The sequence below is a fragment of the Stenotrophomonas sp. MYb57 genome (assembly GCF_002966815.1).
Lineage (GTDB): Bacteria > Pseudomonadota > Gammaproteobacteria > Xanthomonadales > Xanthomonadaceae > Stenotrophomonas > Stenotrophomonas indicatrix.
On sequence record NZ_CP023271.1, the window covers coordinates 3204657 to 3219367 of the forward strand.

Genomic DNA, 14711 nt, shown 5'->3' on the forward strand with positions numbered 1-14711 from the left:
GATTGCGACAGCCGCTCAGTTCACCTGGAACTGGGCCCTGCAGCCATTGCTGACCCAGATGCCACGGCGGTCCCAGCCCCAGGTCTGGCCTTCGATGCAGGCACTGCGCGATTCCTGTCGTACCAGACGCACGCCGCGACGAACCTGCGCATCGCAGTACTGCTGGCGCCGGTCATTGGAATGGCAGGCAATCACCTGGCCACCACCACCCCACTGGCTTCCGCCCCAGCCGTTGCCACCACCGCCACCCCAACCACCGCCGCCACCGCCCGGCCGCCGGTATTCACCGACGAATTCGGCACGGCAGCCCTGGGTAACCCAGACACCGTAACGGGACTGGCCCCAGGTCTCACCTTCCACACAGGGGGAGCCGGACAACTGGCGGATCATGCGCGCACGCCCTTCCAGCCGGCACTCGTTGCTGCGGTTCTTGATCGATTCGCAGCGCACGATGCCATTGCCACCACGATCATCGTAGCGATCGTCGTAGCCAAAGTTCTGCGCCTGCACGCCGCCAGCGGCAGCCATCATCGGCAACACGGCGCACGCCACGGTGCGCCAAGTGAGTCCCTTGCCCATCCCTTGTCTCCAGGTGAATACGGTGGAGGCAAGCATCAGGGATTCCCGGCGTTGCGCACAGAGGGAGCCGCGACGGCGGTTTTTCCCCCATTCAACCAACCCAACCGCAACTGACTGCGGCTGCGGTGGCTCAGCGGCCGAAGTGCAGCGCGTCGACCGCAGTGCCCAGCGCTTCCACGCGCACGGTGCTGTGCTGGCCGGTACGGCAGTGATGCTCGCTGGCCCGCGAGGCAGCGGCATCGAAGGCGGCCGCACCGGTGCTGAACACTTCGGTCGCGCGTGTCTGCGGATCCAGGACGGACCAGCGCTGGGCGGTGCATTGGACAGTGATGACCATGGTGGGCTCCTGCGGTTCTGGGAAATCGGGGACCGGCGCAAGGCCGATCTCCGATGCCCGACCAGCCTAGCCAGCGCCCCGGAGAAGACCTATCGGATTTATCCGAAAACTCCCCACCATCGCCTCAGAAAGCGCCCCCCATCACATCCCTGAGGCCATTTAGGAAACCCGTTCCGTGACCCTTGTCACGAAGTCAGCCGCGCTTCACACTATCGTCATCAACAGGGGCCCCTTCCACATGCGCACCTCGCTTCCACTGCAGCGTTCGACGCTGCTGAAGTTCTATTTCGCCGCCAGCTACGTGGTATTGATCGAGGAACTGGTCCGCGCATCGCTGAGTTGAGGATCGGCCAGCGATGCTTGCCGCTGCTGCCGGGACCGAACAGACTGTCGGTTTACGGCACGGAGCCGCGCCCATGAAAGTCCTGATGCTGATCCCGCTGCTGGCTCTGGCCGCGTGTGCCAGCCCGGAAAAACCAGTCACCCATGACGCCGCCACACCCGTGGTTGGTGGCGATCGCGATGCGCACGGTTGCATCGGTTCGGCCGGCTATCAGTGGTGCGAACGCAGCCAGCGCTGCGAGCGCCCGTGGGAACTGGCACAGGCGCAGGGCCTGGCCAACACCGCCGAAGCCATCGATGCCTACTGCGCCACCCCGGCGTCGCCGGCACGCAGGTAACGGGCCCACCAATGACCGACCTGACCCCGCTGCCCGCGCTGGCACCTGGCCGCTACCGCCACTTCAAAGGTGGCGAGTACGAAGTGATCGACATCGTCCGCAGCAGTGAGACGCTGCAGCCGATGGTTCTCTACCGCGCTCTGTATGGCGAGGGCGGTCTGTGGGTGCGGCCCTATGCGATGTTCATTGAGCAGGTGCCCGGCGAGCACGGCCCGCAGGCGCGTTTCGCCCGCATCAGCGACTGAGCGGTGCGGCTCACGCCGCGCGCACGGTATCGCCGGGCATGCTGAAGACCCCCTGCGAGACGGAACCCGCATGCGCCACACCCTGTTGATCGCCCTGTCGCTGGCCAGTACCCCGGTGCTGGGCGCGGAACCTCCCAGCTTCGATCGTCCCGGCATCGGCTTCGGCACCGACACGGTGCCGCGTGGCGGCCTTGCCGTCGAACTGGGCCTGCCCAGTTATCAACGTGAGCGTGATCGCGACGGCCTGCGCACGACGACGCTGTCCAGCGACCTGCTGCTGCGCACCGGGCTGGCTCCGGGCTGGGAACTGCAGTTGGCGTCCACGCCATGGCAGCGTCAGCGAGAACGTGGCCCCGACATGCCGCGCACGCAGCAGCGCGGCGCCGGCGACAGCACCGTCGGAGTGAAATGGGCAGGTCCCGGCAGTACCGAGCGCACGGCGTGGGCGCTGCTGGCCAGCGGGGTGATCGCGCGTGGCGATGCAGCCTTCAGCGACGGCCGCCAGTACGCGCTGGCCGCCAGCGTCGAGCACAGCTTCAACGACCGCTGGAGCGGCGCGCTGTATGGCAGTCATCAGCGTGGCGCCGGCCAGCGCAGCACCACTTGGTCGCCCAGCCTTTCGTTGAGCGTGACCGAGCGGCTGGGCACCTATCTCGAAGCCGGTTTCACCCACGCCAACCAGCAACCCGACCAGGCCATCGCCGGCGCAGGGCTGACCTGGATGCTGCGGCCGAACGTACAGTTGGACGCCTCGTTCGACCTGGGCCTCAATCGCAACAGCCCCGACCTGCAGCTCGGCACCGGCATCGCGTTCTATATGCAGTGAGCTCAAGACCTGATCGTGCGCGCCGGGCGCACCGCCCTCGCGCTACAATCATACCGTCCAGTCGGTTTCGTTCCCCCCATGACAGAATCCCCTCCCCGCTCGCGCCGCAAGGCGCCCGACAGCGTGCGCCAGGCACTGCTGCACGCGACCGCCCATACCCTCGGCCAGAATGGGCTGGCGGCCCTCACCGTGCAGGACGTCGCCGACGCCGCCGGTGTCAGCAAGGGTGCGCTGTTCCATCACTTCAGCAGCAAGCAGGACCTGGTCGAGGCGACGCTGACCTCGCTCATCGCCGACTTCGAGGACAGAGTGCGTGCGGTGCTGCGACAGTCCCCGCGCCGCCATGGCGGCTTCAGCCGTGCCTATGTGCAGGTGAATTTCGAGCATCTGCTGCAGCAGGAGCAGATCAACGACATCGGGCTCACCATGGGCAACATGCTGGAGCCGGCGCTTCTGGTCTACTGGCGCACGTGGCTGCGCGGCATGCTCGCCGAGTTCCCGGATGAAGCCAGCGATCCGCGCCTGTACGCCGCGCGTTGCGTTGCCGATGGTTACTGGGCCACCGCCTATGGGCGGCCGCTGGACGAAAACGAGCGCCAGAATGCCCAGGCCATGGCCCTTGAGGCACTGAAGCTGTGCGAACCGGCATGAGGAGGATTCGATGAACCCGTATGTCTACCTGGCCGGTGCGATCGTGCTGGAGGTGATCGCCACGTCCCTGCTCAAGGCATCCGAAGGCATGACCCGGCTCGGTCCCACGCTGGGCGCGCTTGCCGGTTACGGCGTGTGCTTCTACCTGCTGTCGCTGACGATGAAGTCGATCCCCACCGGCATTGCCTATGCGATCTGGTCCGGCGTCGGCATCGTGCTGATTTCGCTGATCGGACTGCTGGTGTTCAAGCAGCGCCTGGACGCTCCGGCGCTGATCGGCATCGGCCTGATCTGTGCCGGCGTGCTGGTCATCAACCTGTTCTCGCACAGCAGCGCGCATTGAACGCGCTGCTGCACGAACACCCGGGCTAGGCGACCTTCTTGGCGACGGTCATGCCAAGCACGAACAGCACAACGGCAATGATGATGCCGGCCCAGAACAGGAACTTGGCGATACCCACGGCAGCGCCGGCGATGCCGCCGAAACCCAGCGCACCTGCGATCAGGCCGATGATGGCGAAAATGATGGCCCACTTGATCATGTTGATCCTCTCCCTGGCGGGAATACTGAAGGTGGGATCAGGTTAGGTACGCCGCGATGCCACACGCGTGAACAGGTCGCAGGCGCGGCGTGAAACGAACCCGCTCAGCGCGGCCGGAAGCGCAGCAGCGCCACTGCGAAAGCGAGGAACACGCTGCCGACCAGGCGTTCGAACCAGCGTTGCGCAAATGGCTTTGCCAGCCAACGGCGCAGCCCATGCCCGCCTGCGGCATACATCACGTACCAGAACAGTTCGCAGGTGGCGAAGGTCGCCACCAGCACCGTGTACTGCACGGCCTGGCCACGCGCGGGGTCGACGAACTGCGGCAGGAACGCGGCGGCGAACAGCAGCAGCTTGGGATTGCTCAACCCCACCAGCAGGCCACCACGGAACACTGCCCAGGCACCGTGCACCGGCGCCAGCGCTGCTGCATCGACGTCTGTCGCCACCGGCGCCTGCCGGTAGCTGTCCCGCCACGCCTTGATGCCCAGCCAGGCCAAGTAGGCCACACCCAGGTAGCGCAGCACATCGAACAGCATCGGCGATGATCGCAGCACCGCGCTCAGGCCAGCCGCGGACGCCGCAAGCACCAGCAGCATCGCCAGCAGGCAACCGGCCATGGCCGGCACGCTGCGACGGAAGCCCAGGCCGACGCTGCGACCCAGGATGTGCAGCATGTTCGGGCCCGGCGTGCCACACAGCACGAAGACTGTCGCCAGGAACCACCACCAGGTATGCAGGGCCATCACTTCATCCACCGTAATAATCCCTGCAAGGATAGTGCGCAGCGGCTGTCACCACCATGTACAGTCCGGGGTCGATTCGACGGTTACAGCTGCTGCGGCTCAGCCGCTGGCAATGCGCGATGCGCGCAGCTCGGTCATCGCGATGCGCAGCACCCGCAGCGCCGAGCGCAGGAACACGACCAGCAGCGCGATGGCGACCAGCAGGTCCGGCCAACCGGCACCGAACAGCGCCACCAGCCCCGCCGCCAGCACCACCGAAACGCCCTCGAAGATATCGTTGCGTGCGCATTCCCAAGCCGATGCCAGGTTCACGTCATCATTGCGATACGGCGTCAGCAGCCACAGGCAGAAACCGTTGGCAGCCAGGTTCAACAGCGCGGCCAGGCCCATGCTTTCGAACAGGGGAACCTGCGGATGCGCCAGCCGCCATCCGATCTGTACGGCCACTGCCACGGCCGCAGCCAGGATCAGCACGCCCTTGAACAACGCAACCCGCGCCTTGACCGCCACGCCGGCCCCCACCACCAGCAGGCTCAGCAGATAGGTCGCCGCATCGCCCAGGTTGTCCAGCGCACCGGAGAGCAACGAGGACGAATGGCTGTACCAGGACGCGCCGACCATCATCAGGAAGGTCGCCAGGTTGATCAGCAGGACGATCCACAGCACGCGCCGGTGGCGCGCCTGCATGGCTGCCACATCCAGCGTCTTGCCGCAGCCACAGCATTCGCCCATCGCCCTGCCCTCTGCCTGTCGTACCCCATTATCACGCCGATCAGGCCCGTCGGCAGCTGCTGCGACGGGTCCACCCACAATTGCACGTCCTGGCCCATGTTGTGCTGCAATGGCGCTTCCCCGGCACGGAGACACGCATGAAGACGCTTGGCCTGATCGGTGGCATGAGCTGGGAGAGTTCGGCGCAGTACTACCGCCTCATCAACGAAGAGGTACGCGCGCGGTTGGGCGGCGCGCATTCGGCGCAGTTGCTGATGTGGTCGCTGGATTTCGCCCGCATCAAGCAGCTGCAGCACGACGGCGACTGGGATGCCCTGGGCAACGAGATGGTCGATGCCGCACAGCGGCTGCAGGCCGGTGGCGCCAACCTGCTGCTGATCTGCACCAACACCATGCACAAGCTCGTTGCTGAGATCGAGGCGGCCTGCCCGCTGCCCTTGCTGCATATCGCCGACCCGACTGCCACGGCGATCGTGCAGGCCGGTCTGCAGCGTGTCGGCCTGCTCGGCACCGCCTTCACCATGGAGGAAGACTTCTACCGTGGCCGCCTGAGCGAGCGCTTCGGCCTGGACGTACTGGTTCCGGAGGCCGATGACCGCCGCGAGGTACACGCGATCATCTACGAGGAGTTGATCGCCGGGGTGGTCAACGAGCGATCACGGCAGGTGTACGTCGAAGTGATTGAACGCCTCGTTGCCCGCGGTGCCCAGGCGATCATCCTCGGCTGTACCGAGATCATGCTGCTGGTACGCGCCGAAGACAGCCCGGTGCCGCTGTTCGACACCACGACCCTGCATGCGCGCGCGGCAGTGGACGCAGCGTTGGCGTAACCCACGGCGGGGTGCAGTCGAACAGGCTCGACTGCACGGTCAGGCGTCCGGTCACGCAGGCAATTCGGGTTGCACTTCCAGCGAAGTAACCAGCCATTCCACCACCGGTGGCGAATCGCACAGGAAGAACACGGCGTCGCCGCTGCGGGCTTCGGTCAGCATCCGGTAGACACTGATGGCCACGCCCGATTGGCTGGCAATGAAAATCTCGCTGCTGCGCGGCCCGTCGGCCTGGCGGGAAACCCGCCGCAAGGCATCGCGGGCCGCAACCGTATCTTCCGGCTCGGCTTCGCGGGTCAGTTCCAGGCCACGCAGGCCCCACGCAACAAAAACACGCTTGCCCTTGAACGTCGTGTCCAGGACCTGCACGTCGGCCGCGCCTGCGCCGGCCGACCGATGAATGACGATACTGCTGATCAACGCAACCCCCTGTGGTCGTCGTGGTCCGCACATCCTTGTCCGCACCCGCGCCAGCGGCCACGGGCGATGCCCGAAGGCCGCGTCCGAAAGCGCTGGAACGTGTAAAAAACTGTAAACCGATGCAATCGGATGTGCCCGGGATGATACGGGATGTAACGCCCTGCATGCGCCGTCGCACACTTATAAATCCGTCCTGAGCCAGCGCAGCCCGCAGTCGTCGCAGAGCGCTATACGTGCGCCATTCTTGCGTCCCATCCCCAAACCGAGGTTTCAATGAGCCTTCGCCTGCTACTGCCCTTGGGCGGCTCTGCACTTGCCCTGCTGCTGGCCGCAACGACCGTCTCGGCACAGGATTACGACAGCGAATCGTCACCGCGCACGACCTGCGAATCGCACTTCAACAAGACCCAGCAGTGCCCGTTCGAAGGACGCGCGCGACTGGCGCGGCAGCTGTCGGTGACGCGATGCGTTGAAGATGACAACTGGGGACAGCGCCGCGGCATGCTGTGGGTTACCGACGGCTGCCGCGCCGAATTCGTCGCCGAAGAGCGCGGGCGTGGCCGCTGGCCCGGGCGTGGGCGTGACCGTGACCGTGATCGCGATGGCGAGCGCCTGGTCTGCGAATCCTACGAAAACAAGGAGAAACAGTGCCGCATCCGCGTCCGTCATGACGTGCGGCTGGTCAAGCAGAAATCGGTCACCACCTGCACCGAGGACCGCAACTGGGGCTGGGACCGACGCGGTGTATGGGTCAGCGACGGCTGCCGCGCCGAATTCCGCGTCTACTGAGTGCGATGGCTGCGGGCCCATCATCGCTAGAATGAAGCTCCCGCAGCAGGAAACACCGCATGGAACGCTGGTACCTGGCAACGATGATGTCCTTGCTGCTGCATCAGATCGATGCCGCGTTCTGGCAGGAGTGGCGTATGTTCCAGGTGCCCGGCGGCATCCAGGGATTCCTGCTTTTCAATCTGCTTGCCATCGGCGTACTGCTGCACGGTTACCGTCAGGTCGTGCTCGGCCTGGGCTCTGCGCGCCGCTACGCACTGCTGTGCGGCGCGCTGGGTATCGGCACAGCCCTCATCCATGCAGGCTTCGCTGCGGCCGGTCGCGATGAATTCCACCTGCCCCTGTCGCTGCTCACGCTTCTGGCCTGCCTGGTCAGCGGCAGCGGTTTGCTGCTGCGCATCCGTCGGCGATGAACGTGCGGGCTCCAGCAGTTCGGATACGCGCGGCCGTGTGCACGGATCTTCCGGCACTGATCGCCCTGGACAGCGTTGCGGCCGATGACCCAAGGCGTGCCGTGCAGATCGGCCAATGGCTGGCGGACGGCCACATGCACGTCGCCGAACTCGACGACACGCTGGCCGGCTACCGGGTCCAGCACCGGCACTTCTTCGGTGAAGCCTTCATCGAGATGCTGATGGTCGCCGCGCCACTGCGCGGACACGGCGTCGGCAGCGCGCTGCTTCTGCATGCCACGTCGTGCAGCGCAGGTGCCAGGCTTTTCACCTCCACCAACCAATCCAACGCCAACATGCAGCGGCTGCTGGCAGCCGCTGGTTTCCAGCAGTGCGGCATCGTGCACGGCCTCGACGAAGGCGATCCGGAGTTGATCTACCGCTTCGCTGCTGACGATGTGAGGTAAGGCGCGACCTTCGCTTCAAGCAGCGCCATCAGCGCCGGATCCATGCAGCGATAGTCGTCGGGGATATCCAGGCAGTGCAGCGGCGTGTGTTCAAGCAGGCGGGCAAAATTCGCCTGCAGCCGATGCTGGTGCTTGGGCTCCATCACGAAGATGACATCAGCCCAGCGGATATCCGCTGGGCTGATGGGCCGGCGCGCATGCGGGCTGGTGCCTGCCGAGCGCGCACTGATACCTGGCCGGCGCTGCCACATCGCTTCAGCGGTGGGGCTGCGCAGCTGGTTGCGACTGCAGACAAACAACAGGTTCAACATTCCTGGTCCAGCAGTTGCCGCGGGCTGAGGACTGGATAGGTGAAACCCAGCTGGCGCGCCCGCAGCAGCTTGTCGCCGCGCGTGTACATCAGCTTCCAGTTCTTTTCCGGCTTGAAGATCGACGGTGCTGCCGTGTGGACGCCAGCGTGGTGGCGCGACTGCGAGCGCCTCCAGGCGCGGTTCCTTTGCGTTTCCATGATCGTGTTCTCGTGAGTACCGGGTTCAGCAGCCGCGGTAGTACGAGTGCGCGCAGGATACAACGCCGCAACAAAAAAGCCCACGCATCGCTGCGCAGGCTTGTCTGTTACATCACAGTGGTCGGGACGGCCGGATTCGAACCGACGACCCTCTGCCCCCCAGGCAGATGCGCTACCAGGCTGCGCTACGCCCCGACTGATGCTGCGATGTGCCCGCCAGTGCGGCGGGCCGTGAAGTATAGCGGATTACGGCGGAAATGGGTCAGCGACGCAGCAGTTGCAGCACTTCTTCCAGTTCCATCCGCACCTGCTTGATGATCTGGTTGCTCAAGGCCGATTCCTCGCGCGCATCCGGACCATCCAGGCGCAGGCGCGCGCCACCGATGGTGTAGCCCTGTTCGTACAGCAGGCTGCGGATCTGCCGCACCATCAGCACGTCGTGGCGCTGGTAGTAACGACGGTTGCCACGGCGCTTGGCCGGCTCGAGACTGGGAAACTCGGTTTCCCAGTAGCGCAGCACGTGCGGCTTGACGTCGCACAGTTCGCTGACTTCACCAATGGTGAAGTAGCGCTTGGCCGGAATCGGCGGAAGTTCGCGGTTACTGCCCGGATCCAGCATAAGCTTCCACCCTCTCCTTGAGCTTCTGGCCCGGACGGAAGGTAACCACCGTACGGGCGGAAATCGGAATTTCCTCGCCGGTCTTGGGGTTGCGACCTGGGCGCTGGTTCTTGCGCCGCAGGTCGAAATTGCCAAAGCCCGACAGCTTCACCTGACGTCCCTGTTCCAATGCTTCACGCAGCACATCGAAGAACGCGTCGACGAATTCCTTGGCTTCCCGCTTGTTCAGACCGACTTCGTCGAACAGCTTTTCCGCCATCTCCGCCTTGGTCAATGCCATTGCCTGCTACCCCCGAGTGCTGCCCGCTCAGCCGCGGATCCGGGCGTGGTGTTCACGCTCGATGGCAGTGACCGCCTCGGCCACTACCGCTTCCACGTCGCGGTCCGTCAGAGTGCGCGACTTGTCCTGCAAAATCAAGCCCATAGCGAGACTCTTGAATCCCGGCTCGACGCCCTGGCCGACATAGCGATCGAACAGGTTCAGCTCGCGCAGCAGCGGACCGGCAGCCTGACGGATGGTCGCTGCCAGGTCACTCCAGGCCACCTGTTCAGGCACCAGGAAGGCCAGGTCGCGGCGCACTGCCGGGTAGCGCGACAGTTCACCGGCGCGCGGCAGCGCACGGGCCGACAGCGCTTCCAGTTCCAGCTCGAAGGCGTACACGTCCACGTCGATGTCCATCGACTTGGCCAGGCGCGGGTGGATCTGGCCGATCCAGCCGATGGCCAGGCCGTCGCGGAACACCTCGGCCGAACGCACCGGATGGCCGTAGGCACGCGAGGATGGGCGGAACTCCAGGAACGCGCCACTGGCCGCGGCCAGCGATTCCAGGTCGCCCTTCAGGTCATGGAAATCAACCTTGCGGGTCGGCAGGCCCCACTGCACCGCCTGCGCTTCGCCGCAGACCGCAGCGGCCACGCGCGGGGTTTCCAGTGGCGCCGGCTGGCCATCTCCGGCCTGCTGCGCGAATACGCGGCCGAGTTCGAACAGGCGCACTCGGCCGAGCTGGCGGGCGGCGTTGCGGCCCAGCGTGGCGACCAGGCCCGGCAGCAGCGACGGGCGCATCACCGCCAGTTCGGCCGACAGCGGGTTGGCCAGCGGCACCAGATCCTCGCGCAGCTGCCACTGGCCCAGCAGGCCATCGTCGACGAAGGCGAAATTGACGGTTTCCTGCAGATCGCGTGCGATCAGCTGGCGGCGCACGCTCAGCGCATCCAGCTGGGTCTCGGACGGCATCGCGACACGCGATGCGCCACCCGGCAGCGTGGTCGGGATCTGCTCATAACCGTGGATCCGGGCCAGCTCCTCGATCAGGTCTTCTTCGATGGCGATGTCGAAGCGGCGGCTCGGCGCGGTGACCTGCCAGCCTTCGCCAGCGTCCACCACCTGCATGCCCAGCGCGCGCAGGATGCGCTCGACTTCGGCGTCTTCGATGGTGATGCCCAGCACGCGGGTGATGCGCGCGCGGCGCAGCAGGATCGTCGCCGGCTGCGGCAGGTCGGCCTCTCGTACCGCTTCGGTAACCGGTGCGGGGGTACCGCCGGCCAGGTCCAGCACCAGGCGAGTGGCGTATTCGATGGCAGTACGCGGCAGCGCCGGGTCGACGCCACGCTCGAAGCGGTGGCCGGCATCGGTGTGCAGGCCCAGCTTGCGGCCGCGGCCCATGATCGCGGCCGGCGCGAAGTGCGCCGCTTCCAGGAACACGGCGGTGGTGGCATCGGTGACGCGCGTATCGAAACCGCCCATCAGGCCGGCCAGGCCGACCGCGCGATCAGCGTCGGTGACCACCAGGAAGCTGTCGTCCAGCGCAGCATCACGGCCATCCAGCAGCTTCAGGCTTTCGCCTGCGCGCGAACGACGCACACTGATCGTGCCCTGCAGGGTGCCGAGATCGTAGGCGTGCATCGGCTGGCCCAGCTCGAGCATGACGTACTGGGTGATGTCGACCAGCAGCGAAACCGGGCGCACGCCGCTGCGGCGCAGGCGCTCGGCCATCCACAACGGGGTCTTCGCCGCGGCGTTGACACCTTCGATGACACGACCCAGATAGCGCGGCGCTTCGGCACCTGCATCGAGCTGGATTGCCAGCTCGCGGCTGCTCTGGGCAGCGATCGGCGCTGCGATGAAATCCAGTACCTCGCTGCGCGTCGCTGCGGCGACGTCATAGGCGATGCCGCGGATGCTGAAGCAGTCGGCGCGGTTGGGGGTCAGCTTGATCTCGATGCTGGCATCCGGCAGGCCGAGGTACTCCACCAGGGACTGGCCGACCGGCGCGTCGTCCGGCAGTTCCAGCAAACCGGAGGCATCGTTGTCCAGGCCCAGCTCCTTGGCCGAGCACAGCATGCCGTTGGATTCGACACCGCGCAGCTTGGCCGGCTTGATCTTCAACTCACCGATCTGCGCACCGACCATCGCCAGCGGCGCGACCAGGCCCGGTCGTGCATTCGGCGCACCACAGACGATCTGCAGCAGCTCAGCCTGCCCCGCATCAACCTTGCACACCTGCAGGCGGTCGGCTTCGGGATGGCGCTCGGCTTCGACGATACGCGCGACGACCACGTGCTGCAGGCCATCGCCAAGCGCGGTCACGTCTTCCACTTCCAGGCCGATGGCGGTCAGCACCGCGCTGAGCTCATCGCGCGAGGCAGTGGTCGGGACGTGGCTGCGCAGCCAGTTTTCGGAGAATTTCATGGGTTCACCCTGGTGGGCCCGGCGCATGCGCCTGGGCCTGCGTTGTTGAGTCCGCCGGGCATGGCCCGGCGCTACCTTATGCGTTACGCGAACTGCTTGAGGAAGCGCACGTCATTTTCGAAGAACGCGCGCAGGTCGTTGACGCCGTAGCGCAGCATCGCGAAACGCTCCACGCCCATGCCGAAGGCAAAGCCGGTGTAGCGTTCCGGATCGATGCCGACGTTGCGCAGCACGTTCGGGTGCACCATGCCGCAGCCGAGCACTTCCAGCCAGCGGGTGCTGCCATCGGGCTGCTGCCAGGCGATGTCCACTTCCGCGCCGGGTTCAACGAACGGGAAGTAGCTGGGGCGGAAGCGCATCTCGAAATCGCGCTCGAAGAACGCACGCACGAACTCGGACAGCGTGCCCTTCAGGTCGGCGAAGGTCGAATGCTCGTCAACCAGCAGGCCTTCGACCTGGTGGAACATCGGCGAATGGGTCTGGTCGCTGTCGCTGCGGTAGACCTTGCCGGCGGCGATCATGCGCAGCGGCGGCTGGTGTTCGCCCATGTAGCGCACCTGCACACCGGAGGTATGCGTGCGCAGCAGTCGGCCGTCACCGAAGTAGAAGGTGTCATGCATGGCGCGCGCCGGATGGTGCGGCGGGAAGTTCAGCGCCTCGAAGTTGTGCCAGTCGTCCTCGATCTCCGGCCCTTCGGACAACTCGTAGCCCAGCCGGCCGAAGATGCCGGTGATGCGCTCGAGGGTGCGTGTGATCGGGTGCAGGCCGGCGCGTTCGCCACTGCGGCCCGGCAGCGTGATGTCGATCGCCTCGGCAGCCAGCCGCGCATCGAGCGCAGCATCTTCCAGCACCGCCTTGCGCTCGCCCAGCGCGCTGCTCAGCGCGTCGCGGGCCTGGTTGATGGCCTCACCGGCCGCCTTGCGCTCGTCGGCCGGCAGCGCACCGAGCTGCTTGAGCTGCGAGGTGATGCTGCCGCTCTTGCCAAGCAGGGCCACGCGCAGCTGCTCCAGCGCGTCCGGGCTCTGCGCGGCGGCCACATCGGCCAGCGCCTGGGAAGTGAGGGATTGGATGTCGCTCATGGGTAGCCGGAACTCCAGTCGGTCTGCCATCGCGATGCGCGAAGGGCCGCGCCGTCGCAACCGCTTGCCGGTCGCCCGCCATCTACACGGCTGCGCCCGGCACAAAAAAGAATGGGGAAGGACTTGCGCCCTTCCCCATGCATTGCCTCTACCTGACACCGTTCTCCGTGAACGGCAACGGCATCGGGAAGGACTTATGCCGCCAGTGCGCCCTTGGCCTTTTCGGCCAGTGCAGCAAAGCCAGCTGCGTCGTGCACGGCGATGTCAGCCAGAACCTTGCGGTCCAGGGTGATGCCAGCCTTCAGCAGGCCGTTCATGAAACGGCTGTAGCTCAGGCCGTTGATGCGGGCAGCCGCGTTGATGCGGGTGATCCACAGCGAACGGAAGTTGCGCTTCTTCTGCTTACGGCCGATGTAGGCGTACTGCTGTGCCTTGATGACCGCCTGCTTGGCGACGCGGAAGACCTTGCGACGGGCGTTGTAGTAGCCCTTCGCCAGATCAAGGATTTTCTTGTGGCGGCGACGCGCCTGTACGCCACGCTTTACTCGTGCCATGTATCAGTCCTCAGAGGTAGGGAAGCATGCGGTCCAGACGGCCTGCGTCTTCTGCGCGGACGTGATTCGTCTGACGCAGGTTACGCTTACGCTTGGTCGCTTTCTTCGTGAGGATGTGGCTACGGTTGGCGTGGCCGCACTTGTACTTGCCCGAGGCGGTCTTGCGGAAACGCTTGGCCGCTGCCCGGTTGGTCTTGATCTTGGGCATTGCAATGTCCTTGATGGGATATGACCCTGGTTTCTGACTGATCTGGCGGCGGCCTGGGCCGCTCTTTCCGTCCTGCCATGATCGGCGTACGACCCGTCCTGAGTGGGTCGAGCCGGGCATGATACAGGCAAATCCGCCCTGTAACCAGCCCCCACACCGTTTTCACACCGAGACCGGCCCTGCCCGCCCCGGAAAAGCAAAAGGACGCCAGCGGCGTCCCTTCACCTTCATCCATTCAGCCGCCAGGCGCCCCGCGAGGCAGCCCGTCAGGCGTCAGGTCTTCTTCTTCGGCGCGATCATCATCACCATCTGACGCCCTTCCAGGCGCGGACGGGATTCGATGACGATGTCTTCGCCCAGATCGGCTTCGATCCGGCCAGCCATCTCGCGGCCCAGTTCCTGGTGGCTCATTTCACGGCCACGGAAACGGATGTTGACCTTGATCTTGTCGCCTTCTTCAAGGAAACCGCGCATCTTGCGCAGCTTGATCTGGTAGTCGCCCTCGTCCGTGACCGGACGGAACTTCACTTCCTTGATCTCGACCTGCTTGGTCTTCTTCTTGGCCTCGCTGGCCTTCTTCTGGGCTTCGAACTTGAACTTGCCGAAGTCCATGATCTTGCACACCGGCGGGTCGGCCTGCGGCTGGATCTCGACCAGGTCCAGGCCTTCATCTTCGGCCATGGACAACGCTTCGTCTCGCGTCAACACGCCGATCATTTCTCCGTCACTGCCGATCACGCGGACGCGCGGCACACGGATTTCCTGATTCTTGCGGTTCTGTTTGTTGTCAGGGGTACTGATATTGCGATCTCCCAAGG

General features: G+C 65.4%; 24 protein-coding genes and 1 tRNA gene. 9 read left to right on the forward strand and 16 right to left on the reverse strand.

Annotated features, from left to right (window positions below):
- Positions 1-15 precede the first annotated feature (15 nt).
- The gene (locus CLM74_RS14775) at positions 16-579 is read right to left on the reverse strand and encodes a DUF3011 domain-containing protein (RefSeq protein WP_105164409.1); all 564 of its coding nucleotides are present in this window, start codon (positions 577-579) and stop codon (positions 16-18) included.
- A gap of 130 nt (positions 580-709) precedes the next feature.
- Positions 710-916 carry a hypothetical protein gene (locus CLM74_RS14780; RefSeq protein ID WP_025876332.1) on the reverse strand — a complete coding sequence of 69 codons (207 nt, stop codon included), beginning with the start codon at positions 914-916 and terminating at the stop codon, positions 710-712.
- A 416-nt stretch (positions 917-1332) separates the two neighbouring features.
- Here CLM74_RS14780 and CLM74_RS14785 point away from each other — a divergent pair, with 416 nt between their 5' ends.
- The 5 genes from CLM74_RS14785 to CLM74_RS14805 all read left to right on the forward strand — a co-directional run bounded on the left by CLM74_RS14785 (position 1333) and on the right by CLM74_RS14805 (position 3661).
- Entirely contained in the window at positions 1333-1596 is a 264-nt protein-coding gene (locus CLM74_RS14785) for a hypothetical protein (RefSeq protein WP_033831612.1), read from the forward strand.
- Between the two features lie 11 nt (positions 1597-1607).
- The gene (locus tag CLM74_RS14790; RefSeq protein WP_025876328.1) at positions 1608-1841 is read left to right on the forward strand and encodes a DUF1653 domain-containing protein; all 234 of its coding nucleotides are present in this window, start codon (positions 1608-1610) and stop codon (positions 1839-1841) included.
- Positions 1842-1911: 70 nt separating this feature from the next.
- Entirely contained in the window at positions 1912-2667 is a 756-nt protein-coding gene (locus CLM74_RS14795; protein WP_158684156.1) for a transporter, read from the forward strand.
- Positions 2668-2745: 78 nt separating this feature from the next.
- Positions 2746-3318: a TetR/AcrR family transcriptional regulator gene (locus CLM74_RS14800; protein ID WP_105164411.1), complete on the forward strand. Its 573-nt coding sequence runs from the start codon at positions 2746-2748 to the stop codon at positions 3316-3318.
- Positions 3319-3328: 10 nt separating this feature from the next.
- A complete protein-coding gene (locus tag CLM74_RS14805; protein WP_025876322.1) occupies positions 3329-3661 on the forward strand; it encodes an SMR family transporter in 333 nt (110 codons plus the stop codon).
- A gap of 25 nt (positions 3662-3686) precedes the next feature.
- Here the strand turns inward: CLM74_RS14805 and CLM74_RS14810 are convergent, their stop codons facing one another.
- The 3 genes from CLM74_RS14810 to CLM74_RS14820 all read right to left on the reverse strand — a co-directional run bounded on the left by CLM74_RS14810 (position 3687) and on the right by CLM74_RS14820 (position 5338).
- Positions 3687-3860 carry a DUF1328 domain-containing protein gene (locus CLM74_RS14810; protein ID WP_025876319.1) on the reverse strand — a complete coding sequence of 58 codons (174 nt, stop codon included), beginning with the start codon at positions 3858-3860 and terminating at the stop codon, positions 3687-3689.
- Positions 3861-3964: 104 nt separating this feature from the next.
- Positions 3965-4606 (reverse strand): LysE family translocator, encoded by a 642-nt coding sequence (locus tag CLM74_RS14815; protein WP_032978625.1) that lies wholly within the window; start codon positions 4604-4606, stop codon positions 3965-3967.
- A 99-nt stretch (positions 4607-4705) separates the two neighbouring features.
- Positions 4706-5338, reverse strand: coding sequence for a cation transporter (locus tag CLM74_RS14820; RefSeq protein ID WP_105164412.1), 633 nt, complete (start codon positions 5336-5338; stop codon positions 4706-4708).
- A 137-nt stretch (positions 5339-5475) separates the two neighbouring features.
- Between CLM74_RS14820 and CLM74_RS14825 the strand changes: the two genes are divergently transcribed.
- The gene (locus CLM74_RS14825; protein WP_105164413.1) at positions 5476-6168 is read left to right on the forward strand and encodes an aspartate/glutamate racemase family protein; all 693 of its coding nucleotides are present in this window, start codon (positions 5476-5478) and stop codon (positions 6166-6168) included.
- Between the two features lie 51 nt (positions 6169-6219).
- Here the strand turns inward: CLM74_RS14825 and CLM74_RS14830 are convergent, their stop codons facing one another.
- On the reverse strand, positions 6220-6621 hold the full coding sequence (locus CLM74_RS14830; RefSeq protein WP_105164414.1) for a hypothetical protein: 402 nt from the start codon (positions 6619-6621) through the stop codon (positions 6220-6222).
- 240 nt (positions 6622-6861) lie between these two features.
- On the opposite strand from CLM74_RS14830, the gene CLM74_RS14835 reads away from it, so the two are divergent.
- The 3 genes from CLM74_RS14835 (at position 6862) to CLM74_RS14845 (ending at position 8236) form a co-directional block, all read left to right on the forward strand.
- The gene (locus CLM74_RS14835) at positions 6862-7377 is read left to right on the forward strand and encodes a DUF3011 domain-containing protein (RefSeq protein ID WP_105164415.1); all 516 of its coding nucleotides are present in this window, start codon (positions 6862-6864) and stop codon (positions 7375-7377) included.
- 59 nt (positions 7378-7436) lie between these two features.
- On the forward strand, positions 7437-7790 hold the full coding sequence (locus CLM74_RS14840) for a DUF6713 family protein (protein ID WP_105164416.1): 354 nt from the start codon (positions 7437-7439) through the stop codon (positions 7788-7790).
- Positions 7791-7891: 101 nt separating this feature from the next.
- Complete coding sequence (locus CLM74_RS14845) at positions 7892-8236, forward strand: GNAT family N-acetyltransferase (protein ID WP_317850717.1); 345 nt, start codon at positions 7892-7894, stop codon at positions 8234-8236.
- Here CLM74_RS14845 and CLM74_RS14850 read toward each other — a convergent pair.
- The 10 genes from CLM74_RS14850 to infC all read right to left on the reverse strand — a co-directional run bounded on the left by CLM74_RS14850 (position 8206) and on the right by infC (position 14709).
- A complete protein-coding gene (locus CLM74_RS14850; protein ID WP_093820570.1) occupies positions 8206-8547 on the reverse strand; it encodes a phosphotyrosine protein phosphatase in 342 nt (113 codons plus the stop codon). The two genes, CLM74_RS14845 and CLM74_RS14850, sit on opposite strands and share 31 nt — an antisense overlap.
- On the reverse strand, positions 8541-8744 hold the full coding sequence (locus CLM74_RS21540) for a hypothetical protein (protein ID WP_158684157.1): 204 nt from the start codon (positions 8742-8744) through the stop codon (positions 8541-8543). Before CLM74_RS21540 ends, CLM74_RS14850 begins: the two co-directional genes overlap by 7 nt.
- A 118-nt stretch (positions 8745-8862) precedes the next feature.
- Positions 8863-8939: transfer RNA gene (locus CLM74_RS14855), tRNA-Pro, on the reverse strand.
- Between the two features lie 67 nt (positions 8940-9006).
- Positions 9007-9363, reverse strand: a complete 357-nt coding sequence (locus CLM74_RS14860; protein ID WP_005410431.1) for a MerR family transcriptional regulator — start codon at positions 9361-9363, stop codon at positions 9007-9009.
- A complete protein-coding gene (locus tag CLM74_RS14865) occupies positions 9344-9643 on the reverse strand; it encodes an integration host factor subunit alpha (protein ID WP_005410432.1) in 300 nt (99 codons plus the stop codon). The genes CLM74_RS14860 and CLM74_RS14865 overlap by 20 nt, the downstream gene beginning before the upstream one ends.
- A 27-nt stretch (positions 9644-9670) precedes the next feature.
- On the reverse strand, positions 9671-12052 hold the full coding sequence (gene pheT / locus CLM74_RS14870) for a phenylalanine--tRNA ligase subunit beta (protein WP_105164418.1): 2382 nt from the start codon (positions 12050-12052) through the stop codon (positions 9671-9673).
- An 83-nt stretch (positions 12053-12135) separates the two neighbouring features.
- The gene (gene pheS / locus CLM74_RS14875) at positions 12136-13131 is read right to left on the reverse strand and encodes a phenylalanine--tRNA ligase subunit alpha (RefSeq protein WP_032978609.1); all 996 of its coding nucleotides are present in this window, start codon (positions 13129-13131) and stop codon (positions 12136-12138) included.
- A 194-nt stretch (positions 13132-13325) separates the two neighbouring features.
- Positions 13326-13685 (reverse strand): 50S ribosomal protein L20, encoded by a 360-nt coding sequence (gene rplT / locus CLM74_RS14880; protein ID WP_005410435.1) that lies wholly within the window; start codon positions 13683-13685, stop codon positions 13326-13328.
- A gap of 10 nt (positions 13686-13695) precedes the next feature.
- Positions 13696-13893, reverse strand: a complete 198-nt coding sequence (gene rpmI / locus CLM74_RS14885; protein ID WP_002811096.1) for a 50S ribosomal protein L35 — start codon at positions 13891-13893, stop codon at positions 13696-13698.
- A gap of 273 nt (positions 13894-14166) precedes the next feature.
- Positions 14167-14709: a translation initiation factor IF-3 gene (gene infC / locus CLM74_RS14890; RefSeq protein WP_025876259.1), complete on the reverse strand. Its 543-nt coding sequence runs from the start codon at positions 14707-14709 to the stop codon at positions 14167-14169.
- Between the last annotated feature and the right edge of the window lie 2 nt (positions 14710-14711).